Annotated in this window: 24 protein-coding genes, 1 tRNA gene and 1 pseudogene; 14 read left to right on the forward strand and 12 right to left on the reverse strand. The window is 38.3% G+C overall.

From position 1 onward, the window contains the following. Positions 1 to 93: 93 nt before the first annotated feature. Together OCV73_RS12685 and OCV73_RS12690 are read left to right on the forward strand one after the other, a co-directional pair. Entirely contained in the window at positions 94 to 402 is a 309-nt protein-coding gene (locus tag OCV73_RS12685) for a site-specific integrase (RefSeq protein ID WP_147552761.1), read from the forward strand. A gap of 73 nt (positions 403 to 475) precedes the next feature. Beyond that, the gene (locus OCV73_RS12690; protein WP_167551267.1) at positions 476 to 817 is read left to right on the forward strand and encodes a tyrosine-type recombinase/integrase; all 342 of its coding nucleotides are present in this window, start codon (positions 476 to 478) and stop codon (positions 815 to 817) included. Positions 818 to 873: 56 nt separating this feature from the next. Here OCV73_RS12690 and OCV73_RS12695 read toward each other — a convergent pair whose 3' ends face one another. The 3 genes from OCV73_RS12695 to OCV73_RS12705 form a co-directional block, all read right to left on the reverse strand. Beyond that, positions 874 to 1,278, reverse strand: a complete 405-nt coding sequence (locus OCV73_RS12695; RefSeq protein WP_147552765.1) for a DUF5053 domain-containing protein — start codon at positions 1,276 to 1,278, stop codon at positions 874 to 876. A 38-nt stretch (positions 1,279 to 1,316) separates the two neighbouring features. Further along, on the reverse strand, positions 1,317 to 1,463 hold the full coding sequence (locus OCV73_RS12700) for a hypothetical protein (protein ID WP_167551268.1): 147 nt from the start codon (positions 1,461 to 1,463) through the stop codon (positions 1,317 to 1,319). Between the two features lie 217 nt (positions 1,464 to 1,680). After that, complete coding sequence (locus tag OCV73_RS12705) at positions 1,681 to 1,932, reverse strand: DUF6549 family protein (RefSeq protein WP_147552767.1); 252 nt, start codon at positions 1,930 to 1,932, stop codon at positions 1,681 to 1,683. A gap of 180 nt (positions 1,933 to 2,112) precedes the next feature. Between OCV73_RS12705 and OCV73_RS12710 the strand changes: the two genes are divergently transcribed. Both OCV73_RS12710 and OCV73_RS12715 read left to right on the forward strand, forming a co-directional pair. After that, positions 2,113 to 2,406 carry an Ig-like domain-containing protein gene (locus OCV73_RS12710; RefSeq protein WP_167551269.1) on the forward strand — a complete coding sequence of 98 codons (294 nt, stop codon included), beginning with the start codon at positions 2,113 to 2,115 and terminating at the stop codon, positions 2,404 to 2,406. 228 nt (positions 2,407 to 2,634) lie between these two features. Further along, on the forward strand, positions 2,635 to 2,769 hold the full coding sequence (locus OCV73_RS12715) for a hypothetical protein (RefSeq protein ID WP_256435659.1): 135 nt from the start codon (positions 2,635 to 2,637) through the stop codon (positions 2,767 to 2,769). 161 nt (positions 2,770 to 2,930) lie between these two features. Here the strand turns inward: OCV73_RS12715 and OCV73_RS12720 are convergent, their stop codons facing one another. The 3 genes from OCV73_RS12720 to OCV73_RS12730 form a co-directional block, all read right to left on the reverse strand. Then, positions 2,931 to 3,143: a helix-turn-helix domain-containing protein gene (locus tag OCV73_RS12720; protein ID WP_147552770.1), complete on the reverse strand. Its 213-nt coding sequence runs from the start codon at positions 3,141 to 3,143 to the stop codon at positions 2,931 to 2,933. Then, positions 3,136 to 3,378 (reverse strand): hypothetical protein, encoded by a 243-nt coding sequence (locus OCV73_RS12725; protein WP_147552772.1) that lies wholly within the window; start codon positions 3,376 to 3,378, stop codon positions 3,136 to 3,138. Before OCV73_RS12725 ends, OCV73_RS12720 begins: the two co-directional genes overlap by 8 nt. A gap of 230 nt (positions 3,379 to 3,608) precedes the next feature. After that, positions 3,609 to 3,680 (reverse strand) — tRNA-Arg (locus OCV73_RS12730). A gap of 123 nt (positions 3,681 to 3,803) precedes the next feature. On the opposite strand from OCV73_RS12730, the gene ung reads away from it, so the two are divergent. Together ung and OCV73_RS12740 are read left to right on the forward strand one after the other, a co-directional pair. Continuing rightward, positions 3,804 to 4,466: a uracil-DNA glycosylase gene (gene ung / locus OCV73_RS12735; RefSeq protein ID WP_147552774.1), complete on the forward strand. Its 663-nt coding sequence runs from the start codon at positions 3,804 to 3,806 to the stop codon at positions 4,464 to 4,466. Positions 4,467 to 4,477: 11 nt separating this feature from the next. Next, positions 4,478 to 4,942, forward strand: a complete 465-nt coding sequence (locus tag OCV73_RS12740; protein WP_147552776.1) for a C-GCAxxG-C-C family protein — start codon at positions 4,478 to 4,480, stop codon at positions 4,940 to 4,942. A gap of 2 nt (positions 4,943 to 4,944) precedes the next feature. Here OCV73_RS12740 and OCV73_RS12745 read toward each other — a convergent pair whose 3' ends face one another. Further along, the gene (locus OCV73_RS12745; RefSeq protein ID WP_147552778.1) at positions 4,945 to 5,685 is read right to left on the reverse strand and encodes a hypothetical protein; all 741 of its coding nucleotides are present in this window, start codon (positions 5,683 to 5,685) and stop codon (positions 4,945 to 4,947) included. 83 nt (positions 5,686 to 5,768) lie between these two features. Then, positions 5,769 to 6,968, reverse strand: coding sequence for a C1 family peptidase (locus OCV73_RS12750; RefSeq protein WP_147552779.1), 1,200 nt, complete (start codon positions 6,966 to 6,968; stop codon positions 5,769 to 5,771). 199 nt (positions 6,969 to 7,167) lie between these two features. Here OCV73_RS12750 and OCV73_RS12755 point away from each other — a divergent pair, with 199 nt between their 5' ends. Beyond that, on the forward strand, positions 7,168 to 8,433 hold the full coding sequence (locus OCV73_RS12755) for a type IX secretion system plug protein (RefSeq protein ID WP_147552780.1): 1,266 nt from the start codon (positions 7,168 to 7,170) through the stop codon (positions 8,431 to 8,433). A gap of 9 nt (positions 8,434 to 8,442) precedes the next feature. On the opposite strand, the gene OCV73_RS12760 is transcribed toward OCV73_RS12755, so the two are convergent. Beyond that, complete coding sequence (locus OCV73_RS12760) at positions 8,443 to 8,931, reverse strand: PepSY-like domain-containing protein (protein ID WP_147552781.1); 489 nt, start codon at positions 8,929 to 8,931, stop codon at positions 8,443 to 8,445. A 103-nt stretch (positions 8,932 to 9,034) separates the two neighbouring features. Here OCV73_RS12760 and OCV73_RS12765 point away from each other — a divergent pair, with 103 nt between their 5' ends. From OCV73_RS12765 to OCV73_RS12795, 7 genes and pseudogenes are all read left to right on the forward strand, one after another. After that, complete coding sequence (locus OCV73_RS12765; protein ID WP_147552783.1) at positions 9,035 to 13,756, forward strand: translocation/assembly module TamB domain-containing protein; 4,722 nt, start codon at positions 9,035 to 9,037, stop codon at positions 13,754 to 13,756. 2 nt (positions 13,757 to 13,758) lie between these two features. Next, positions 13,759 to 16,065, forward strand: coding sequence for a translocation and assembly module lipoprotein TamL (gene tamL, locus OCV73_RS12770; RefSeq protein WP_147552785.1), 2,307 nt, complete (start codon positions 13,759 to 13,761; stop codon positions 16,063 to 16,065). A gap of 92 nt (positions 16,066 to 16,157) precedes the next feature. Then, positions 16,158 to 16,377: pseudogene (locus OCV73_RS12775) on the forward strand (EamA family transporter); the annotation flags it as partial. Between the two features lie 103 nt (positions 16,378 to 16,480). Beyond that, positions 16,481 to 16,990 (forward strand): RNA polymerase sigma factor, encoded by a 510-nt coding sequence (locus OCV73_RS12780; RefSeq protein WP_147552787.1) that lies wholly within the window; start codon positions 16,481 to 16,483, stop codon positions 16,988 to 16,990. A gap of 4 nt (positions 16,991 to 16,994) precedes the next feature. Then, complete coding sequence (locus OCV73_RS12785; protein ID WP_147552789.1) at positions 16,995 to 17,402, forward strand: hypothetical protein; 408 nt, start codon at positions 16,995 to 16,997, stop codon at positions 17,400 to 17,402. A gap of 20 nt (positions 17,403 to 17,422) precedes the next feature. Next, a complete protein-coding gene (locus tag OCV73_RS12790) occupies positions 17,423 to 17,869 on the forward strand; it encodes a DUF6108 family protein (RefSeq protein ID WP_147552790.1) in 447 nt (148 codons plus the stop codon). Positions 17,870 to 17,886: 17 nt separating this feature from the next. Then, complete coding sequence (locus OCV73_RS12795) at positions 17,887 to 18,747, forward strand: hypothetical protein (protein WP_147552792.1); 861 nt, start codon at positions 17,887 to 17,889, stop codon at positions 18,745 to 18,747. 87 nt (positions 18,748 to 18,834) lie between these two features. Here the strand turns inward: OCV73_RS12795 and OCV73_RS12800 are convergent, their stop codons facing one another. From OCV73_RS12800 to OCV73_RS12810, 3 genes are all read right to left on the reverse strand, one after another. Then, positions 18,835 to 20,175 carry a KamA family radical SAM protein gene (locus OCV73_RS12800; RefSeq protein WP_147552794.1) on the reverse strand — a complete coding sequence of 447 codons (1,341 nt, stop codon included), beginning with the start codon at positions 20,173 to 20,175 and terminating at the stop codon, positions 18,835 to 18,837. A gap of 593 nt (positions 20,176 to 20,768) precedes the next feature. After that, a complete protein-coding gene (locus tag OCV73_RS12805; protein ID WP_147552796.1) occupies positions 20,769 to 22,238 on the reverse strand; it encodes a hypothetical protein in 1,470 nt (489 codons plus the stop codon). Between the two features lie 19 nt (positions 22,239 to 22,257). After that, positions 22,258 to 24,165, reverse strand: a complete 1,908-nt coding sequence (locus OCV73_RS12810; protein ID WP_147552798.1) for a BACON domain-containing protein — start codon at positions 24,163 to 24,165, stop codon at positions 22,258 to 22,260. Positions 24,166 to 24,182: the final 17 nt, after the last annotated feature.

Raw genomic sequence — 24,182 nt, forward strand, 5'->3', positions numbered from 1 at the left:
TTGGATGCTTAATAGACCTATACAAAAGGCGGTGAGGAAATGCATTATACAAAAAACTATATAGGTTCCATATTCAAAAGTATTTCTAAATTTATGTCAGCATCTCACAGTAAATTGCATGATTTTACCGGATATAAAGATGCTGAATTTAAAATTCCGTTCAAACAAACCGATTCAATTTATCTAACAAAAAACGAAATACAAAAAATATATGATCTGGATATTACCGAAGAATTACTGAAAAAGAACGGATATCAAAAAAAATTTAAATCTACTATTAAATCGTTGAATGAGGAAAGGGATCGTTTTCTTTTGGGATGTTTTACAGCCCTTAGGCATTCCGATTATTCCCGGCTGGATGAGTTCATTTCAAAGATGATATCATTCGAATATGGACGGTAAAAAGGGATAAGAAGGTATTTATACCTATGCACTACCAGCTTAGAGAGTTATTAAAACGAAGAAATATAATATTTTGCCCAAACCTATATCAGATCAAAAGCATAATCAACAAATTAAAGCTATCGGTAAACTGGCAGGAATTAATGAAGAAGTTATTCTTTCCAAAACAAGAGGCGGAAAGCGGATTGAAACCGTAAAATCCAAATATGAATTTATTACTTCTCATACAGCCAGGAGATCAGGAGCTACTAATATGTATCTTGCCGGGATAGACTTAAAATTTATACAAGATATTTTGGGGCATTCAAAGATAGAACAAACCATATCTTATATTAAAGTTTCGGCGGAAGATAACGCCAAACGTTTGGTAGATCACCCGTATTTCAGTGGAAAAACAAACCCCGATACCAAATGAATGATACTGGGGCCACCGGAACGGCTCAATTCCGGCTTTTTGTCAATAATAACAGGTTATAACGAAATAACTGTTGAGCCTAATTTTTTGCTTATATCCTGAATCGCATAATTCAGCGTATTTATTTCTTCTTTTGTAAAAGAAGCTTCTTTTCCATTTACCTTATTCCCATTTATTTTTTGATATAGCCACGTTCTTGTTTTATGGAAGTAGTTTTTTGCAATATAAGATAGTGATACAATTTCCGTAACTTCCATTAATTGCATTTTTACCTTTGTTGCTTCAATAAAATCATCTACACGTTCAATTGAATTATCAATGATTTTCGCCAAATAGTTATCTATTTGTTCTTTGTCGTTTGGATACTTTTCACAAACATATAAATATTGCTTTTGAAACTTTTCCTGATCTGTATCAAAATAATACTGATTCAGTTTTTCAAGTTCTGCTTGTAAATTCATATTTGTTAGTTTTTTGCCCCCTTTCGAGGGCTTGTTAATTACTTTTGTTTGCTTATCTCTTTTTCCAATTCTTCCAGCATTTTTAGCCGATCCAGTAAAGCATCCATTCTTTTTTGGAAAATTTTGTTTTGCTTCAAAAGAAAACTAATTCGGTTCAGTTCCATTTTTACTGCAATCTTTTCCATTTGAACGGTTTTTAATAGTTCTTTTCGTTTTTTCGTTATCTATATCTGTTATTAATTATTGACACTCTAAAGATAATAATCATTTGATTAATATGCAGGAATTAAAGGGATTATTTCTAATTTATTTTTCTAAGAATGTAAGATTTAACATTTAAAAGGAAAGGATATCTTACTTCACAGCAAAATATCCTCAACAAAGTAAACTACATTTGAAGTATTATTTTCGTATGCTGATATATTCAGCACTCAATATTTTAGTATTTAGATTTTTAGATATTATTTCTTGCTTCCTTTCTTTACCCCCCCATTTAATAAAAAGGAATTTTTTAGGGACAATGTGCTCAACATATATCAGACTATCCCTATTTTCAAATATACCGGAAAATTCATTATTCTTGTTGATACATCCATTCAAAGCAAACCATTTATCGGAAATTTCCAAAACGATATATATTTTAAAATTATTCATGGCTTACTCCTTTAGCGTATAATACAATATGACACTCGTTGTCGGTTGCATAAGAAGATATTGAATAAACTTATATTAAAACTTAATTCACACAACATCATGAAAAACTATTAACTTCTTTTCGTAGCGATAGTATCGCTTTTATCCGTAGGATGTACCAAAGAAGAAGATAAAATATCATTGAAAATATATAAAAAAACACTTTATTCCGGCGAAAAATATCAAATTAATGCCAAATCAAATGATGCTATCACTTACACCGTAGAAAATAAATATCATGCCACCGTATCGGAATCCAGTCTCGTTACGGCTGCATTTGTCGGACAAACAAAAATCCGGTTGGACAATGGGAACAATTCAAAAAAATTTAAATTAACTGTTGCACCTAAATATAATTTATACACTCTTCCTAATGTAAGATTCGGAGAACCAAGAACCGTATCTATTTTAAAACTTGGAACACCAGATCAATAAACAGCCGATGGAACAGAGTATCTCAATTATTCCGATAAGGCTCCCGTATTGTTATTATTTTTTGATGAGTACGGATCATTGAATAGTTTTACCGTAATTGTTAAGGCAGATTATGCTTCGGACTTAGTAAAATTTTTAGGTGAAAGATATTTATTTATAACCAATATCAATGGGGTATATATGTTTATGGATGCGTTATCACCAGATGCAGCAAATACCGTTATTGGAATGTCAGTGTACAATTCTTCTTTTATAATGGTTACCTATGCTCCAGCTTCTGAAAGTCCCAGTAATATTTCTTCATTAAAGAAATACCCGGTAGACAAAAAGAATCTGGAAAAACTACTGGAAAAACTAAAATAACAATGATCTTAATAGAATTCAATATCTTTCAAAATAATAACTCATCAATAGTAAAATATTCTACTAACATCTCCAAATAATATAATAATCCCTTAATCATCTTTTGACAATTAAGGGATTATTATATTATGCAAACACATTGGAAATATCCAACATGAAACCTATTCTTTAAAATCAATAGATATATTAGCTCCTAATATGTATCCTATTAATGCATCTATCGTATAATTTTTTTCTCCTATTTCTATGGAATTAACTTGTTCTATTCGAATATTTCCTTGTTTAGCAACCTTATAAATAGTAAGACCTTTTTTCTCCCTGATGGCTTTCAGATTTTCGCCAATAATCTTTTTATTTTTACTTATCTCATTCATTACATTTTCTAAGCCATTCGGCTGCTTTTTTTAAAGAGTTGGCAAATTGTAATTTATCTACCATATTTTCTTCTATTTCCATTTTCCATTTCGGATATTTGTAACGGCAAAGAAATAGCTTCTCATTATCTTCGCTATATTCGAGCCCGTATACAACGCCAAAAGCTATACCGGGACGATGCTGGGATATATATTCTCCTTTTTCCCTTATAGTTTCTAAATTTATTGTTTTCATTTTTTTATTACAGTTTATAATGTGTCTCATTTTTTTAATTTGATACTGCCAAGATAGTACTAATATTAGTTACATCAAATTAATTGGGCAAAAAAAATTACATTATTTAACAACAATTATTGTTTTAGAAAAAATTTATTCGTTGCCCTATTCGTTACCCTCATAAAAAACAATCCCCCAATTATCTATTGACAATCAAGGGATTATTGTTTTGTACTACACTTATTCAGTACACCCGTGGGGAGTCGAACCCCAATCGTCGGAACCGGAATCCGATATTCTATCCATTGAACTACGGGTGCGGATATATGTTTTCGAAAGCGAAAATACTATTTTACTAAAAGTAGTAACCCTTTCGCGTGGCAAAAGTAAGAAATATTTGTAGCTTTGCAAACAGATAACTATAAAACTTAACAAAAAGAGTTATGAATGTTCGCATAGAAGAAAGCTGGAAAAAACGCTTACAACCGGAATTTGATAAAGATTACTTTGTCCGCCTTACCGATTTTGTCCGGAACGAATATGCTATTACGACAGTATATCCTCCCGGAAGCCAAATGTTTTCTGCCTTCGATGCCTGTCCCTTCGAAAAGGTTAAGGTCGTTATTTTGGGACAAGATCCATATCATGAGCCTCGTCAGGCACACGGCTTATGTTTCTCAGTCAATGACGGAATACCTTTTCCTCCATCTCTACTAAATATATTCAAAGAAATAGAAACCGACTTGGGTATACCCATGCCGCGCAGTGGCAACTTATCACGATGGGCAGAACAAGGAGTCCTTCTGCTTAACGCAACGCTAACAGTCCGGGCACATCAGGCCGGATCACACCAAAACAAAGGTTGGGAGACATTCACCGACGCTGTTATCCACCGTTTAGCCGAAGAACGCGAGCATCTGGTATTCATTCTATGGGGCTCTTATGCTCAAAGGAAAGGGGATTTCATAGACCGTAACAAGCATCTGGTACTATCTTCTCCCCATCCCTCCCCATTATCGGCCCATCGGGGATTTTTCGGGAACCATCATTTCAGTAAAACGAACAAATATCTGAGCGAACACGGCATTGCTCCTATTCAATGGTAAATTGCATTCATATGAAAGTTAATGCAGAAGAACGCGCCGAGAAGGCAAAATCTTTATTTAAAGAAGGATATAACTGTTCACAATCGGTATTACTGGCATACTGCGACTTTTTGGGGCTGGATAAGCAGTTAGCTGCAAACATAACGGCTCCATTAGGCGGCGGTATGGGACGTTTACGTGAAGTGTGCGGAGCAGTAAGCGGCATGTTCATTGTCGCCGGACTTCATTACAAAGCTCCTATCCCGAACGATAAAGATGCAAAAACCAAAATATACAAGATCGTACAGGAACTTGCCGAGAGTTATCGAAAAGAAAACGGTTCTATTGTTTGCCGGGACCTGCTTAAGCTCGACCATAAAAGCGACAACCCCGTTCCGGAAGAACGTACCGAAGGATATTATAAACGGCGTCCGTGTGCTGAATATGTAGGAATAGCAGCACGTATCGTAGGAGAAAAAATCAACAGTGAAGAATAGCTTTACTTATGATAATGACCTTTATCTTTTACCAGAATGACTTTAACCTGAGGATCTAAAATCATACGTCTGGAACGCGGAAATAAAGGTAAAAATTCTTTTTTCCTGCGATGTTCCCAGGTAAGAAAATCTATAGGTCTCATCAAATTCTTATCCAGAAAATTATAATACGCAGCATAAAAAGACAACGCCCGCACATATCCGCTGTCGGCAACTTTTCTCAACGAATCAAGACACTGCGACCTTTCTTCTTCCGTCATTTTGCCGGGAGCTTTAATATCTATATAACAAGACGTATAATAACCCTTGAGGGTAAAATCTCGTAAAGCTTTCCACTGACGTGTCTCTATAATCAATCTTTCACGAGCAATATTATAGGTACAGACCAGCCTTTCCATTTCCTGCAAAGCGTCGGCACAATTATTTTCATCGAGATTCTTGAGGTCTATCCACATCCGGCGGTCATTGCCTTTTAACTCTTTAAAATAATCTTCCAGTACGACCCCATTACTTTTATCATAGTCATGTGTAACATCAAAATAATTCTCAGACCTGAAAATGACATCACATTCAAAATTGGGGTATTCGGATTCGAATTCCTTTATTTTCTCTACAGAATTGCAACGATGCAACCACAAACGGTCTTCATTCTTCTCATCATGCACAAATTTTACAGCATTACAGAAAGAGAGTCCCATAAAGAGTAATAATAATTTGAAACGCAATAATAAAATAAACATCATGACATTCATTTATTAATTGCGAATATAATATATTAGAAATAAAATATGACAAATAAAAAAGGGAACTTTATGCTCCCTTTTTCTTATTTAATATTTAAATTATTCTTTATTGACTTTGGTATTGCGTTTTTATTCACCAGAAAACTGGTCGTCTTATACAAAACATAGGGTTCCGAAGCATAAAAATATCCTTCATATATCTGATCGGTATTCCAGGAATTCTTCACCTTGAAATATTTACGATCGTTTTGGTCCTTCGCTACACCCACGATAACCATTCCGTGATCATCGGTCGTCTCATAGTTATCGAAAGCTTCCTGGCGCATTTCCTGGGTAATGTTTTTTTCCTCTGCCAATTCATTCCCTTCTGTTTCATTTTTCTCTTTCTCAGCTTCTTTTACCCATTTAGCCTCTTCGGTTCCACTTTTATCTTTCACCGGTCTATCCTTAGGAACTATAGCATAACCTTTCTTCCAAGCAAATCCTTTTTCACTGACGTCGGCAGCCCATAAAATACTATAATCATTCTCTATTGCATTATACAAAACTGTTTTCATATCATCTAAAGGCAAATTATAAAAACTCCCCCACAACCAGTTATCCGGAACTTCCAGTACAAACGGCTGATTGAAAGGATGATGTGTAAACGAAGTGATCGCCACATAATCATTGGGGTCGATATCCAACGACGCAGCAAATGTTTTAGGCGTATATTCTTTTCCCTTATAAACGAATTTTTCAGGAACTTTTCCCAAATAGGCATCCAGGATTCCATTCAGGCCCTCTATCCAGGCTGTAGTAAGTTTTTTATTAGGATTAGTCACCACCGTCTCGATATAAGATTTAACCACAGCATCCAATTCACCGTGTTTGTGGCTGTCGGTACCATAATGCAAACCGTTATACACTTCTTCGGGAACCATTCCATATTTTTTCATAACATAAAAAACATCGGAAACTCCTCCGCCACCGGAAAAATTCGTTTCACCATGCATTCTCACATATTTGATAGCTTTATCCAGATAGCAATAACGAACGACAAACATCTCAGACAAATCAATTTCCGGCTTACCCATTCTCAACAATTCATTCTCAATTAAGCCTATACCGGAGAAACTCCAACAAGTCCCCGATCTGTCCTGATCTTTGACGGGCGTAGTTTTAAGCACTTTTATATCGGTAAACTCATATCCTTTTTTTACCTTTGCCGTGTCTGTTTCCTGTGCCAGAATACACACAGAACAAAAAGACAACAAAGTCACAAACAAACTCTTTTTAAGCATACTATATATTTTAATCGACTTTTTCTTTTTGCAAAGATAAAAAATAAAATCAAACATGGAGGAAATAAAATATTACTACTGGAAATAAGCTACTTATAGTAATATTTCTTATATATGATATACCAACTGTTAGATTTTGTTTACCCAGCAATACTATAACGGTATAAATCATTATATTTGTATATTAATACGATAGCTTATGTTTGCTCGAATCCTTACATTTTTTTTTCTTACCATCGGATTAATCTCTCCTCTGCCAGGCCAGAATCAGGTATATCAGACACAACCACTGGCCTCCGGCATACACACTATCGAAGTAAAAAATGAAAATAACGAATTTTTCCCTCCTTTAATAGAACTGGACAGCAACGATCGTATAATAATTTCGTTCGACGAACTGGCCGAAGACGTAAGATATATGAGTTACAGTCTTATACATTGTAACGCCGATTGGAGACCCTCAGCCTTATCGGAACTTGAATATCTGGACGGATTCAATACCAACCCTGTAGAAAATTACGATTTTTCTTCTGCAACATTTGCCCATTATGTTCATTACCAGATAGAATTACCGAACGAATCGGTCCGGTTCAAGGTGTCGGGAAACTACGTACTGCTCGTATATCCTGAGAACCAGCCGGAAAAGGTGCTTTTACAGGCCTGCTTTTCGGTATATGAAAGACTTACAACCGTGATCCCGTCTGTATCTTCCCGCACCGATATCGATTATAACCGGGAACATCAACAAGTGACCATAGACATAAATACCAGTCATTTCGGGCTGCAAGACCCTTACAACGAGCTGAAAATATATGTTTCCCAAAATGGAAGAAGAGATAATGAGGTGTTAATCACCCGGCCTATGATGGTACAAGGAAACAACATCCGGTACGAACATATGCCGTCACTTATCTTCGAAGCCGGTAATGAATACCGCCGATTTGAGACGACAAACCTTCGCTATGCCGGAATGGGAATAGAGAATATCCGTTATTATAATCCCTACTACCATGCTACGCTTTTTCCGGCTCTACCCCGGGTCAACGGAAACTATACTTACGATAAAACCCAATACGGACGATTTGTCATCCGGCAGACCGACGCGGACAACAGCGATCTGGAAAGTGATTATTTTGTTACTCACTTTTCATTGGAAACCGACCATCCGTTAAACGGAGACGTATATATCGACGGAGAATTAACAAACCATTTGTACAATGAGAATAGCCGTATGACATGGAATCCGGCAACTAACAGATATGAAAAAGCATTGTTGCTGAAACAAGGCTCGTACAATTATAATTATCTTTTTATCCCGCATAACAAAAGTAAAGCAACACCGGCTTTTACCGAAGGCAATTATTATGAAACGGTCAATGAATACCTGGTCAAAGTATATCAGCGCCCCATCGGAGCTCGTTACGACCGGCTTATCGGTGTAGCCGTCAGTTACTCGGGCGTATAGTCAATAGTATCATTTATGAGGGCGGTTAGCTTTAATCAATTTATAATCCGCCTTCAATAATTTACCCTTTTCATCAAAAGAAATTTCAGCTTTTGGAGTAGATTTCACCCATACCCTATATTTCGAACCTTTATGTTCCATTTTATGAATGGGAGTACGTGGGAATTGCATATTTAGGTAAGTTACCGACTCTCCGGGAAGTTCTTCCAGTAATTCCGGAGAAAACGGATGTTTATCACTCTCTATCCCTGTCCAGTTTCCTTCCCTGTCAAAACCTATCTCATACCCGTTAACCAGTTTTATATCGAAGTTTCTCTTTTTTCCTATAGAACACTGGCGAATGGCGACTCCAGGAAAATATTTTTTCACAAAACGCTGGGCTGTTTCGGGTAAATCATCGAACTTAACCGACTGATTATGGGCTACAAGTGGCAAAGAAGAGGAATTTCCAAATGCAATCATTGCATAAGAAACCATCAATAACAAAAACTTTTTCATATATTTACAGCTTAAGATGGTCGTATTTTTAAAACAAAACGTTTACCCAAATGTTTACTTGATATCCGATTAATTAACGCAACCGGCGATATAAAAAACGTATATGAGAAAATGGTTTAAATATACACTCATAGCGATAGTATCGTTTCTGATTCTTTTACTATTGCTTCCCCTGCTCATTTATCTGCCCCCTGTGCAAAAATGGGCTAAGAATGAGCTTATTACAATAGTATCGGAAAAAACCGGAATGGCATTAACCATCGAGGATATACATCTGGCATTCCCATTTGACCTTTCAGTCCGCAACAGTCTGCTGCTCAGCCAGTCAAAAGACACGATCTTAAAAAGCGGGGACATAAAAATAGACATAGAACTGTTACCGCTGTTCCATAAACAACTAAATGTACAAAAAATAGATATACGTAACACTTCCTTTAAATTCATAACCTCCGATTCAACCCTATCATTATCGGCAAAACTACAATCTTTAATCCTTACAGCAGGTGAAATAGACTTGAAAAACGAATCGATAAGCATTCCTTATATCAGCCTTAACGAAGGAAATGTAGTACTCCACATGAAAGAAAGTTCGCCGGATACGACAGTGAAAGACAATTCCTCTATGAAGTGGAAAATCAAGGCCGACCGCATTAGCCTGAACAAAATATTTTATGAAATGAAAATGCTTCCGGTTATCGACTTGCTCACAGCTTCGGTTCCACAGGCCGATTTGCGTAAAGGGCTCGTCGACATGGGAGCACACATTGTCAACATAAAATCTATTACGTTAGAACAAGGAGCCTACCGCTATCTCACTCCCCCACCGACCCTGGTAACAATTAATAATGAAAAGGAGAAAATACCCGCCGACACTATTACATCCGCACCTTGGACCGTTACAGCTAACAGCATCAAAATTCTTCATAACCAAGCTATATATGCCGAAAACGGATACCGACCCTTATCAGGATTCGATCCAAAATATATTGAAGTATCGGATTTCTCCATCGTAGTAGATTCTTTCTATAACAGGGGTACCGAGATTACCGTACCCATCCGTCAACTCGCTTTTAACGAAAGATCGGGTATTTCGGTTATCCGTACATCCGGAACATTCATCATGGATTCTACAAGGATAGCATTACAAAAATTCTCTTTAGCGACACGGGATTCTGAGTTATCGGCCGACTTATCCGCTGGCGGAGGATTATTAACCAGTGATTATAACGCACCGGTTTCTGCTCGAATAAATGCTTGGATAAGTCTGAACGACATAAGTTCATTCTATGGCGACACAAAAAAATATACACAAAGCCTGTCTCCGGCTTCACGTATTAATATGAACCTGACCGCTACCGGCAGTCTTAAAAGGCTGAATTTATCCGAATTAAAAGCCGAATTGCCTTCCCATTTCCTATTGCATCTCTCCGGAAATGCGCAAAACATAACGGAACCTAAAAAATTATCAGCTTCGGTACAACTGAACGGAAATTTTACTAATATGGGATTTATCCGATACATGGTACCCGATACGGCTTTACAAAATCGTTTATCTATACCCTCTTTAACTTTAAAAGGTGAAGCAAAAGTATTACCGGACGATATGACAGCCCATTTAATTTGCTATGCAGGAAAAGGAAAATTGGCTCTTGAAGGAAGCTATTCCCCACAAAAAGAACTATACGATGCAACATTATCGCTGGATAGTTTTCCTCTTTTCCGATTTCTCCCAAAAGATTCGCTGGGTTATATAAGTTCACAAATAGAAGCAAATGGCAAAGGCTTCGATTTTCTGTCAGGTAAAACGACCGCTCAAATATCGGCAAAGATTCGTCAGCTCCAATATAAAGCATACGATTTCAACGGCATACAAGCAGATGTTTCACTGGCTGATAACCGACTCATAGCCGGAATTACGTCTCTTATTCCCGACCTTAAAGCGCATCTGGAATTCAACGGATATATATCGAAACAAAAATATACCGGAAACCTTACAGGAAATATTCCCCACATGGATTTGCAAGCTGTTAAACTATCAGCCACTCCTCTCAAAGGCAGCATGAATTTCTCTATTAAGGGGAACGCCGCACTACCCGATCAAATATATGACCTCGAAGCTAAAATAACAAAGCTCGAACTACTGGCAGATAAGGCAGAGATCAATTTCGAACAACTCTTATTAAAGGCAGAAACAGATTCCACTCATATAAAAGGAAATCTGAGATCGGGAGACATGTCGATAGACTTCTCCACACCATCCGGTCCCAATAACTTTCTGTCCGCAATTAACCGCACAATACCCATATTAAACGAACAGGTTAATAACAAACGTCTGGATATAGAGAGCCTGCAGCATGCTATGCCGGACTTCAGCTTGTCTGTTAATGCAGCCCGAAAAAATTTGCTGAACCAGTATCTATCCAGTATGGGAATGAATTTTCATAATCTAAATTTGAAAGCCGAGAATGATTCGCTCCTGAATCTGTCTGCAGGTATCGACCGTTTTCAGGTAAGCGGTATTATTCTGGATACGGTACGCATGAAAGTAAATGAATCGAATGAACGTTTATATTATCATCTTAACATACGTAATCGCCCGGATAATTTATTAGGGCAGACCGCCGCATTTGATCTGGACGGATATGTTTCGGGAAATAGCTCCCAATTCCTATGCATACAAAAGAATCAGCAAGGGAACGAAGGGTTCCACATAGGTTGCAAAGCCAGCCTGCAGGACTCCCTTTTGCGAATTTCTTTTTTCCCCAATCAACCGATCATAGGTTTTGAATCATGGAACCTGAATGAAGATAATTTTTTCGAATACAAGTTCGGCGAACATTTCGACGCAAATATAAGACTGGAACACAATGACAGGCATTTAATCGTCGAAACACAACATAAAAACGGCTTTAATTTCCAGGAAGCCCTGCACGTAGATATGAAAGGAGTGGATATAGAATCCTGGCTCCAATTATCACCGTTCGCCCCTCCCGTCGCCGGATTATTGTCGGCTAACTTATTACTCAACTTTCCACAAAACACTACAAATGTGAAAGGTTCTTTAGGCATAGAAAATTTAAAATATGATAAGCAACGCATCGGAACCGTAAATATGGAAATTGTTTATCAATTGGATTCCATAGGAAGGCAACAGGCAGCCTTGAACATGGATATAGACGGAAAAGAAGTTGCACGCATAGGCGGATATTATGCAGGAAACTCGCCTGAGCCGCTGAACATTACACTTAAACTAAACCAGCTTCCCCTTTCTACGGCAAATCCGTTTCTTCCCGGTGACATGGCACATCTTCAGGGAGGTCTTAACGGGGAAATCTCCGTTACCGGAAAAACAGAATCGCCTTTGCTTAACGGATGGTTACAGACCGACACGACAGCTTTTTCCGTTCCTATGATAGGGACTTCGTATAATTTATCTGATAATAAAATACTTATCGATGAGGGAATATTACACTTTGACGAATATTCCGTCACAGGTCCCAATCAAAAACCTCTATACGTAAGCGGTGATATAAATTTAAAAGATTTTTCCCACATATATACCGATCTGCGTTTGCATGCTTCGGAGTTCCAGCCTATCCGTGTAGACAAAAACAGTAAATCCATGGTATACGGAAAAGCTATCATTGACCTTGAAACGACAGTCAAAGGACCACTCGATCGACTGACCATCAGAGGAAATGTGGACCTGCTGAACGGAACCGAAGTTACTTATGTCATGAGAGATTCGCCGCTCGAACTGAAACAGCAGGAAAATAATATGGTGACTTTCGTCGCATTTAATGACTCGACCGCTATAGAAGAAACAGATTCTGTACCCAAAAACACCATCATAGGTATGGATATCCTGATGAATCTGAATATAGCGCCATCGGTAAAAATGGCCATAAATCTCTCGGCAGACGGAAGTAACCGCATAGACCTGGAAGGGGGAGGATCTCTCACCTATACCATGAATACACTGGGAGACAGCCGTTTTACCGGGAAATATGTATTGAGCGGAGGATATGTGCGTTACAACCCGCCTATCATATCACAAAAGTTATTTAAAATACAACAAGGAAGCGATGTGACCTGGAACGGTAATATGCTCGACCCTATACTCAATATTACCGCAATAGAAACCTTGCGAACCAGTGTAACCGAAGAAAACCAGAACAGCCGGATTGTAAATTTTGACATCAGTATAGAAATAAAAAATACCCTGGAACGGTTATCCGTATCTTTCGGGCTGTCCGCCCCCCAGGATCTTACCATCCAAAACCAGCTCCAGTCTCTTACTGCGGAGCAAAGAGCCTCGCAAGCCATGAATCTGTTACTATATAATACTTATACAGGTCCCGGAACCACCGCCAAAGCTAATCTTACAGGTAATCCGCTAAATTCATTCCTGCAAAAGGAATTGAATCAATGGGCGCAAAATAATCTCAAAAATATAGACCTTTCGTTCGGAATCAGCGAATATGACGATCAAAGAACCGGAGGAGCCACAACGCGCACCGATTATTCGTACAAAGTATCCAAAACACTATTCGACGACCGGTTCAAAGTCGTGATAGGAGGAAGTTTCAGTCCCGACGCGACCACGAACGAAGATCTGAAAGAAAACCTCATAGACGATATATCTCTCGAATACATGCTCAACAAAAGGGAAAACATGTATATTAAGATATTCCGCCATAATGATTATGAAAGCATACTGGAAGGAGAAATAACTCAAACGGGAGTCGGGTTTGTCGTACGTAAAAAGTTATCGAATCTACTTGATCTATTCCGGTTCAGTAACCGTAAAAAGAAAGAAAATTAACTATGAAAGCCTGGAAAAAAATACTATACGCTTTAATATCGGGAACCATTCTGGTTTCCTGCTCGACGACCAGCAGGTTAGGCGAAGGTGAAGTATTGTATACAGGTGTAAAAAAAATGAAGATAGAACCCGAAGAAGGAGTAGAAGTGCCCGGAAGTGTTACGTCGCAAGTACGTTCCACTTTATCTGTACCTGCCAATAATTCATTATATGCACCTTATATACGTTCACCCTTTCCTATAGGGCTATGGGTATACAACTACATGAAACCTTCTAAAAATACAGGGCTAAAACACTGGATATATGAAAAACTGGCAAAAGAACCCGTTCTCATCTCTACCGTACAGCCCGAATTAAGGTTGCGCGTTGTACAGGATATCCTTAACAACAACGGATATTTCGGGTCTAAAACCAAATATGAAATACTATATAATAAAAAAAATAAAAAGAAAGCAAGGATAAACTATTGGGTGGAAATTGCTCCGGCCTATACACTGGACAGCATTTATCTGCCCGAAAACAATACGCGTCTCACTCAGATCATCGACAGTATATACAGCCGTTCCCCTATACAACCGGGAACACGGTATTGCCTCGATTCACTCGCTTCGGTCAGGAATAATGTTACCCAAGTCGTCCGGAATATGGGATATTATTATTTTAGACCGGAATATATAGAATATCTGGCCGACACAACACAAAAAGATCAACGTGTAGACCTGAAACTCATCCTCCGCAAAGGTATACCGGCCGAAGCACTAAAAGCATACCGCGTGGGAAAAATAAACATATCTCTACCCAGTGCATCAGGCAAAGGCGAATGGGATACGATACGGCAACGGGACATGACCGTCGCATTCCAAAAACCTATACACCTGAGAAAATCGGTACTTCCCCAGAATATTCTGCTCCATACAGGACAATACTTTTCGGTTAATCAGGAGAACCTCACACAAACGAAGCTCACCCGCTTGGGTATTTTCCGGTCGGTTTCGGTAAATGTAACGCCGCTGGATTCCCTGAAAGGAAAAGATTCTTTGGACGTATCTATCGAAACTCCTTTCGACATTCCGCTGGAAGCCTCACTGGAAGCAAACGTATCTTCCAAGTCGAACAGCTATCTGGGGCCGGGACTGGTATTCGGAATCAATCACCGGAACATTTTCGGAGGAGGAGAAAAACTTTCGGTAAAGCTGAACGGCAGTTACGAATGGCAAACGGGAGGAGGATCCTCCAAAGGTAAATCATCATTATTCAATTCCTATGAAATAGGCTTGAACAGTACCCTCTCCATCCCACGGCTGTTAGGTCTGAAATTTATGCCGCACAGCCGGAGATTCGATACCAATACCAATTTCCAGTTAGGAGCAAACTTATTGAACAGGCCCCACTATTTTCGTATGGCATCGTTCAACATTTCGTATGGTTACGATTATCAATCAGCATCAACACGTTTTCACAACCTAACCATAGCGAAGCTGACTTACACGAAACTATTGAATACGACGGAAGCCTTCGACAAGACCATGGAAGAAAATCCTGCTATTGCGATGAGCTTTAGCAACCAATTTATACCCACTTCTTCCTACACCTACACATTCGATAACCGGCAAAGGGAAAAAAACGACCGGTGGGTATGGCAGATATCAGGAACCTCTGCCGGAAATATATTATGGAGCATCATGGAAGTTTTCGGGAAAAAAGGGGAAAAGAAACTGTTCGGAAGCCCCTTTTCACAATTCATCAAAGGGACGAACGAAGTGAAATATTATCACAGGATAAGAACCGATAACTGGCTGGCAACCCGATTGCTCATAGGAGCCGGATATGCTTACGGAAACTCCAAGCAAATGCCCTATAGCGAACAATTTTATATCGGAGGAGCCAACAGCATACGAGCATTCACCATACGCTCTCTGGGGCCGGGAAGTTACCGTCCGCCAGCAGACGACTCCTACGGTTATTTCGATCAGACCGGGAATTTCAAACTGGAAGCAAATGTGGAATTCCGTTTTAAAATAGCCGGAAACCTGCATGGTGCGATATTCGTCGATGCCGGAAACATATGGTTATTGAAAAAAGATCCTCTACGTCCCGGCGGGGAACTGAACGCCAAAACATTTCTCAAAGATATTGCTTTAGGAACCGGAATAGGACTTCGGTACGACATCAGTATGCTCGTATTACGCGCCGACCTGGGCATAGGGATACACACTCCTTATGAGAATCCCGATAAAAAAAGCTATTATAACATGACTTCTTTTAAGAAAAGTCTGGCATTTCATCTGGCGATCGGATACCCTTTCTGATATTTTTAAAGACAATATCTACATGCGGAGTATGGGTAAAAAACATTACTTTTGTGTTCTTTTACAGACAAAATGCTCCTATGAAAGATAAAGATATCTTCTGTCTCCTGCTGTTCTGCCATATCTGTACCACCGGATTATACCTGCGCAAATTCAAGTACTTAAACAATTATCGGCATTCACCGTAAACCGGAGTTATAATCTGGAACCGGCCTATATTTTATCTTATTAAATGAGACAAAAGAATTGAATTTTCCATTTTATATCGGATTAGGACTTATCACATTATCAGTCATTCTGCAAATAATTTAATGTTCTTTGTCCCCAAAGACGCCCTGCATAAGTCCCTGTTTCCGCTGCTATTTTTTTATATTTCATGTCACGTTTTTCTATTATTACCGTCTCCATAATATAAATGAAGATCAAAGCTTTCAAAATAAAAGTCATACCGCTCCGGGACAGGTTACTGAACTATGCCAGGAAAATGACGGAAAACAACGAAGACGCGGAAGACGCAGTACAAGATGTTTTTCTGAAACTTTGGCATATGAGAAAAGACCTGGAGAAATACAATAATATAGAAGCTTTAGCCGTAGAAATCACAAAAAACACCTGCATAGACAAGTGGAGAAGAAAAAAAATAGAAACCGAGCCTCTGGAAATTATCGAGAAAGTCAGTACCCGGTACGACCCTGTCACCCTTCTGGAACAAAAAGATAACATACAATTGATACGGGAAATCATATTATCTCTTCCTTATTTACAAAAAACCATTATCAAAATGAAAGATATTGAAGGATATGAAACGGAAGAAATAGCTGAAATAACCGGAACTAACGCCGAATCGGTACGTAAAAACCTTTCAAGGGCCAGGAAAACAGTAAGGGATATATATTTTAAAATGACTTGTGAAAAAACAAATTAAAAACATGAATATCGAAGATTTATTACATAAATATTTTGAAGGTAAGACTTCACGAAAAGAAGAATTACAATTAAGAAAATATTTCACACAAGAAAATATTCCTTTTGAGCGGGAACGTTATCGTCCGCTATTTTCATACTTCGTCGAAGAGAGCAAATCAAGCACTCCATCTTTGCACATCGGTAGGCACAGAAAAAAAATATTATATACGATCGGCAGCATAGCAGCCTGTGCTTTCCTTGCCATAAGCATATTCTATCAGGAAAGAGGCTTTTGTGATTATAAAAATTATGTTATTATTGACGGACAGCTATATACCAATGAATACCTGATAAGAGAAAAAGCACAGTCCGCCTTTAAAGATGTTTCTTTCGACGAACCGGATACATTCAATCTTTTATTCAACGATTAATTTTATTAAAACTCAAAACCATGAATAAAATAATCCGCATCATTCTCTTCATCCTTATCATTAGCGGCGTCGGTCAAAGCTATGCCCAGCAAGGATTACAAATAGCCTCTTTGTTTCAAAAATATGGAAAGCAAAAAGGTGTGACGGTTGTGGAACTTTCCAAAGAAATGCTGGAAACCTATGAAATGACTTTATATAAAAGCATTAGTTTCAAGGATACAGAAAAATTCATGCCCGAAATACGACGTTGTCTGGAAAGCGATAAAAAACGGGCCAGAAAGATCAAAGAAATAATTGAGGAAGGAGAAGTAAAATCAGGCTATTATCAACTACCTCCTCAAAAGGGAGAGATAAATCGTTTTATTCTTTTTAAAACAGGAAAGAAGGGATCGGCAACTCTACTATATATCGAAGGTGAATTAGATGCCGACGACCTGGTCACCATGCTATTCATGAAAAAAGATTAACCCATAACTTACACAAAATGAAACACATTTTTTTATCAGGACTTATTCTCCTTTTGCCAGTATGCGCCATAGCTCAGGAAAAAGCCTATACCGATACCACTATCTTTATCGGCAATAAAAAACTTGAAATTAAAGAATCGGCCGAAAAAATCAAGGTAAAAATATTCGAACCGTCATCCTCAGGCGATACGATCGAAAACGACCAAATCTTCGAAGGGGTTTATAAGGATGGAAAAAGTACAGAAAGGAGAATTATATTATCCGCTCCATTTTACCGCAAACACAAGAACAATCTGGTCGGGTTCTACTTAGGCATGAATAATTTCGCTTGTAAAGGAGATATCAATCTGTCGCAAATTCGTTCATGGGAAGTTGGCATGTATCTTTTCGAAGCAGATATTCCTCTGGGCAAAAGTAAAAAATGGTCTATTGTAACCGGTATCGGATTTAAAGGAAACTGGTACGGCTATAACGGCAACCGTGCTTTCAGAGAAGAAAACGGTGTAACAAAATGGCTGCCGGCCCCGGAAGGAAAAGTATATACAAGCAGCAGTTTTTATCATTTCTCCACGATAATCCCCGTATTATTATCCTGGCAGACTCCCCGGAAAAAAAATCCGTTCTTCGTACAAGGGGGTATAGAAGCCGACATACGAGCCATTCCGGGCTGTACGGTAAAATATAAAGACGAGAACGGTAAAAAACATACGGAAAATTACAGAGACAGAAATGCCGAGCCCGGAGGAGGAAATATATTCCTGCATATGGGAATAGGAGAACTGGGAATTTACGGACGTTACTCGATTGATCGCCTTTTCGAGAAAGGAAAAGGTCCCGATGTAAGACCATTCTCCATTGGGATTAGCTGGACCTTGTAAAAAACAGGATAGCCTATAGAAAGAAAAACTTACATCTCCCGTATATTTTTCTTTCTATAGGTTACAAATATATTTACTAACGACCGGTCACTCAAAAAGCTGGAAGGAAGAGTCTTTATTTAATCCCACATACTCTTTATCTTTCTCAAAGAAAAATTCTTTTTCTCCGAACGCCGGTTTAAGTTGGTTGAACCAAGTCGCTTTAGGATCATATTCTGCAAAAAACGGAATATCTACCCAGCGGGGATTACGCCCTTGCAGGAATCTCAAAACGAAAACTTTTTCTCCCTTTATTTCGGTAACCCCCAACAACTGTATTTTTCCCGGAGTATCGCTCATACTGGGTCCGCGCACTGTACGACAAACACCGCTCACCGAGCTATAAGCTTTTCTGAAAATATTCCAGCATCGTTCAAGCGGAATTTCAAAAAAATGCTTGGCTCCGGTATCACGGGCTACAAAAGCATAGTACGGAATACATCCCAGATCTACCTGTTTTCTCCACATCTGCGCCCATGTCTCCCAAGAATCATTGATGTAACGAAGCATAGGAGATTGTGTTCTTATCTGCGCTCCGGTATTGCGAATACGACGAATAGCAGATTTAACGGCATCGGTAGATAATTCTACAGGATGATTAAAATGAGCTTGTATAGCCAGATTCTTACCTGATGCAACGATCTTCTCGAACAGGCGCAAAATATCGTCCGCGTCAGGATCGGTCAAATAGCGATAAGGCCAGTACGCCAACGATTTTGTTCCTATACGGACAGTACGCACGTGTTCGAATTCCGGTGAAAGCAAAGGAACAAGATAAGCTTCTAATATAGAAGCCGACATTGTCATAGGATCTCCGCCCGTAAATAAAATATCTGTCACATGCCTGTGTATTCTCAAATAATTCAACAACTTTTCCGTTTCGTTCATCGCGAATTTATAACCGCTCATTCCCGAGAACTGAGGCCATCGAAAACAAAAAGTACAAAAAGCATGACATGTCTGTCCCTGGCTGGGGAAAAAAAGTACGGTCTCCCGGTATTTATGTTGCATTCCTTTCAGCTTTATATCGCCTAGCATAGGAACATTATGCTCTTGTCCCGCCGGATTGGGATTCAGACAAAGACGAATCGCATTTATCTCTTCTTTCAGTTTCCCGGACGGCTCTCCCGCTTCCATTAATTTCAACACGCGGTTATAATAAGTTTTTTCCAGCATTGCTTTACGGGGAAAATTCAGCGTAAATATCGGATCATCCGGAACATTATCCCAATTTATCAACTCGTCCACCACATAATTATTTGTTTTGAACGGTAAAACTCTCCCTACTACTTCGATAGCTTCGATACTTTCCTGCGACAATCCGGCAATTTGGGGGATCTCCCGGTAATTGTGCAACGTAAATGAATGTAACGTTTTGTGTTTATTCATCTTAATCTCAGTTTTGGTTAACGGCCCGGGATGAAAAATCCATACAAAGCCTGAAAATGTTCATTCTCTCTTACACGAACGTTATCCGTGATCCTATTTATGAAAGGCCTTTTTTAAAAGACTGATATTCGTTTTATCAAACAATAATTCAATCCTATAAGAATTAACTCTTCCTGTATATTTCATTTACGATTTCTCTATAATTTATCCTATACAGAGCTAACAACTTATATAAACTTCAACGGATTATTTTCCGGACAAATCGTGTTTTTATATTCCGGAAAAAAGAATCTTATAAAAAAATGGATCACCATTTCAGCAATCATTACATCCGTCCTCTCCGACCGATAGTAATAATAAAATCCTTTATTTACCCACCTGTATCTCCCAAATTGGCATCCGAGAGAGAAGTCATACTACAAATATAAGAAAAAATCCGCAATTAAAAAAACCGTCTTATCTTCCCTCTTATACAATTTATTTATTTGCTTTTGTCTTGTGATTTGTTCTTCAAATGTAGTTTAAACAACAAAAGGCCACCTGAATCAGGAAGCCTTTTATTATCATTACAGCTATATTTCAAAGAAATCGTATTAATCTATGAATATCACCTTTGCCGCAACCGATTTATAACAAGGCATGGCTTGTCCTATCGGAGCACCTATATAAGTAGGATCACATACAATATATCTTTTACCCGCCACCATAACCGAATCACCTTCTACCGAATCCGAAAACAAGACTGCAGTTGCCAAATGATTTGGATAATACAAATATACAACATCCATTTTCAACAATTCTTTTACAAGACTGGCAAATAAAATAGAACGGTCTTCACAATCATTAAACGGATAATAGAAATTTTCATCCACAAAGAAGGGTTTCTCATAACCGAATTGATCATGATCAGTTTTATATGAGAAACCATACTGTACGTAATTTATTAATAAGCCGACAGCTTCCAACTGCGATTTTCCTGTAAGTAGCCGCTGAAAAAAAGGTAATACTTGCTTCTTAAATTCCGGGCTTAAAGCTGCCTGTCCATAAAGATTCCATTCACATTGTGGATAATCTTTATAAAACCGGATTACAGCCGGATTAACCGATATACGAAACGGAGCGACTTCTTTCCAAGAAGAAGATACATAGGTATACCGATCTGCTATATCTGTATCAAAATTCGGATATTTATTCATAAGCATCCTTACAGGTATACACTTTACTGAAAAATCGTCCGGATAGGTCTGGATACATTGTCCTTGTTTTATGGGATGTGTAGGATAATACTTTTTCCCGTTTATTATGTAATAATTCAATTGAAATAATTGATCGCTTGAATGAATCAGCATCTGTAAACTTTGTCCCATGCGGCATAACCGGACATCATAACCAGACTGCACTAACAAATAAGTGCTGACCACAGCTTGAAAATCTGATAACCCTGGAAACAAATGGGCCGATACAGTTTCTACTAGTTTCACATATCCCCAATCACACAAATTCAATTCACTCTTCAACCTTACACAATCATCAATCAAAGTCGCATATTTATCTTTAGACAACTGTTTCCAGCATTTGCTCACAGATTCTTCAGTCAAGTTTTCTAACCCAATATTTTCATCGGGAATATAATGCATATAGCAAGCTGTGCCATAGAACAGAAAACGATACAGATTTTTCTTTTCTCCCGGACTTATCGGAGGAGCAATACTCAAGGGTACGTCTTGAATAACAGAAGGTGGTGAAATTACCTGAGATACCGGAAGTTTTGAAGGCACATGTAAATCCTGTTCATCATAAATAACAGGAGCAACGGGTTTACTCCTGTTTTTCAACGTCTTAGCAGAAAACGACATATAATCTTTCCACGATGTTGCCAAATAAACAGCAAACTCTTCATTCCTTACCTTACGATAATTTTCAAACTCCGTTTGTTTTCTATTTTTATATTCGTTAAACTCTGCCTTAACTTTATTTCTATACTCCTGGAATTCAGTCGAAAAAGTCTGCGTAAAAGCAATTCCACTGCAAAAAACAAATAGAAAAAGGAACAATCGTTTCATATAAAGTCCTTATTTTGTCTTATTGCTTCGCATTATAAATATTCTTGATTTCATTAGCAGACAAACGACGATTGTCATATACTCGTAAATTATCGATAGACATATTAGTAGCATTCAGCGTAGTAGTACTGTTCAATTTTACGCTTCCCCCCATCACAAATTTAATTCCCGTGCCATAAGACGACTGGCTTCCTCCATTCTCACTAAAGTGATTAGCCTCCTCAGTTACTACATCAACAGCCTGTCCGTCCACATACAAGATCGTAGTAACCGTAGAGTAAGTAGTCAACTCATAATCCGATACTAATGCTATATGATGCCATTGGTTATCCATTAAAGCAGGATGTGTAAAAGTACCACTATTACTATACTGGTACACATTATTGTAGCGTGACACAACAAACTTCAATGAACCGCCGCTCATACTCAAAGTAAACATGGGAGTGTTCTGAATAGAAGAAACCATATAAAAAATATTTCCGTCACTGAATCCTTTTCCCCAAAAACTGACAGTCATGTTTCGAGAATCAATAATAGGTTTAGGCACAACAAAAGAGCTCCCATCCGTTCGGCTAAATTTCACAGCTTTTGAATCGGCAGTAACTCCAGTCACAAAAGAAGGAGAATTGGAGCCGAATCCATGTATCCCATTTTCTGTAGCATCATTATAATTATCATCAAACTTATAATAAGTATAAAGCCCTTCCGATACTACCACATCGGCAACTTCATTACCTTTAGCCCCTACTACATTAATCGTTTCCCAGTGTTCTCCATCCGAAATCCGTATCCCGGTATTTAGGGTCTGTGGCATTGCCGTCCGGTTCAATGTTACATTAACCTGCGTATATCCTTGTGCAGGCACACGACCAGAAACAGGAGATACAGATAAACATGACTCATCTAAAGACGCTATCGTCCAATTCAATTCTTTATTACCTGTATTAGCAATATTAAACGATAACTCTTTCTTATTTTCCCCAAAATCTAATAATAACGGAGATACAGACATGACAGCTTTAGCCCTGATGGCTTTCACCGTCACAGCCTCTTGTTTAATTCCATCCGATATGACAAAGTTAGTATTCACTTCATCGGGTATCATCTCCCGGTTCAATTTCACCTGCAAGATTTTATTTCCGCCCGGAACTATCGTACCTTGTTTTTCTGGAACCGATATATAAGAAACCGACAAATCTGTTAAAGTCCAATTCAAATCGGCAGTTCCTCTGTTCGTTATAGTTAAAGGCAGTTCCAATGCAACATCCGAAAAATTCAATGTCAAAGGAGAAACATACATATCAGACTTTGCATTTTCAGGAGCACAAGACACGGAAATCGGATATGAGTTACCGAATGCGTATAGTTTTACAATTACACTTTCCACTTTCCCCAATTTCTCACGATCCACTTTGAATACAACACTCTGTGTCTTTTTGGAAGCTATACGTCCGGAGATTTGATCGGCTTCCAACCACGAAACACCACCCAAATCTAACGTCCATTCGGTTTCAGTATTTCCATTATTAGTAATAGTTATAGACAATTGAGTTTGTGTTATTCCGAAATTTAATGAAGTAGGAGTTATTTTTATATTGGCATCGTTCTTTTCCGGAACTAATTGCATATCACATTTAGCCTCTTCTCCTGCAATAACAGTCACATAGCGAGTATCCGACACATAACCATCCTTCACAAACTGCAAACTATAAGTTTTCGGTTCCAGAGCGGCAAAGAGAAACTGTCCATTACTTCCTGTTGTCGTACTCTTTCCATTAGAAACAATACTAACAGTTACACCCGATAAAAGAGTCGTTCCACTTCCCGACTCCGTAACAACACCCATAATATCCCCGGTCATTACCTCTGGTTCTTTTGTACATGAAACTGCTAAAAATAATACCAGCAAATAAAATATACGCTTCATTTTTTATCGATTAATTA

The organism is Barnesiella propionica (genome assembly GCF_025567045.1).
Classification (GTDB): Bacteria; Bacteroidota; Bacteroidia; order Bacteroidales; family Barnesiellaceae; genus Barnesiella_B; species Barnesiella_B propionica.

Coding starts and splice junctions, on each gene's coding strand:
- OCV73_RS12715 (WP_256435659.1), top strand. CDS start 2,635: ATGTCAGTGTACAATTCTTCTTTTATAATGGTTACCTATGCTCCAGCT.
- tamL (WP_147552785.1), top strand. CDS start 13,759: ATGAAAGCCTGGAAAAAAATACTATACGCTTTAATATCGGGAACCATT.
- OCV73_RS12745 (WP_147552778.1), bottom strand. CDS start 5,685: ATGATGTTTATTTTATTATTGCGTTTCAAATTATTATTACTCTTTATG.
- OCV73_RS12700 (WP_167551268.1), bottom strand. CDS start 1,463: ATGGAAAAGATTGCAGTAAAAATGGAACTGAACCGAATTAGTTTTCTT.
- OCV73_RS12800 (WP_147552794.1), bottom strand. CDS start 20,175: ATGAATAAACACAAAACGTTACATTCATTTACGTTGCACAATTACCGG.
- OCV73_RS12755 (WP_147552780.1), top strand. CDS start 7,168: ATGTTTGCTCGAATCCTTACATTTTTTTTTCTTACCATCGGATTAATC.
- OCV73_RS12720 (WP_147552770.1), bottom strand. CDS start 3,143: ATGAATGAGATAAGTAAAAATAAAAAGATTATTGGCGAAAATCTGAAA.
- ung (WP_147552774.1), top strand. CDS start 3,804: ATGAATGTTCGCATAGAAGAAAGCTGGAAAAAACGCTTACAACCGGAA.
- OCV73_RS12780 (WP_147552787.1), top strand. CDS start 16,481: ATGAAGATCAAAGCTTTCAAAATAAAAGTCATACCGCTCCGGGACAGG.
- OCV73_RS12740 (WP_147552776.1), top strand. CDS start 4,478: ATGAAAGTTAATGCAGAAGAACGCGCCGAGAAGGCAAAATCTTTATTT.
- OCV73_RS12790 (WP_147552790.1), top strand. CDS start 17,423: ATGAATAAAATAATCCGCATCATTCTCTTCATCCTTATCATTAGCGGC.
- OCV73_RS12685 (WP_147552761.1), top strand. CDS start 94: ATGTCAGCATCTCACAGTAAATTGCATGATTTTACCGGATATAAAGAT.
- OCV73_RS12695 (WP_147552765.1), bottom strand. CDS start 1,278: ATGAATTTACAAGCAGAACTTGAAAAACTGAATCAGTATTATTTTGAT.
- OCV73_RS12795 (WP_147552792.1), top strand. CDS start 17,887: ATGAAACACATTTTTTTATCAGGACTTATTCTCCTTTTGCCAGTATGC.
- OCV73_RS12725 (WP_147552772.1), bottom strand. CDS start 3,378: ATGAAAACAATAAATTTAGAAACTATAAGGGAAAAAGGAGAATATATA.
- OCV73_RS12705 (WP_147552767.1), bottom strand. CDS start 1,932: ATGAATAATTTTAAAATATATATCGTTTTGGAAATTTCCGATAAATGG.
- OCV73_RS12760 (WP_147552781.1), bottom strand. CDS start 8,931: ATGAAAAAGTTTTTGTTATTGATGGTTTCTTATGCAATGATTGCATTT.
- OCV73_RS12765 (WP_147552783.1), top strand. CDS start 9,035: ATGAGAAAATGGTTTAAATATACACTCATAGCGATAGTATCGTTTCTG.
- OCV73_RS12810 (WP_147552798.1), bottom strand. CDS start 24,165: ATGAAGCGTATATTTTATTTGCTGGTATTATTTTTAGCAGTTTCATGT.
- OCV73_RS12785 (WP_147552789.1), top strand. CDS start 16,995: ATGAATATCGAAGATTTATTACATAAATATTTTGAAGGTAAGACTTCA.
- OCV73_RS12750 (WP_147552779.1), bottom strand. CDS start 6,968: ATGCTTAAAAAGAGTTTGTTTGTGACTTTGTTGTCTTTTTGTTCTGTG.
- OCV73_RS12805 (WP_147552796.1), bottom strand. CDS start 22,238: ATGAAACGATTGTTCCTTTTTCTATTTGTTTTTTGCAGTGGAATTGCT.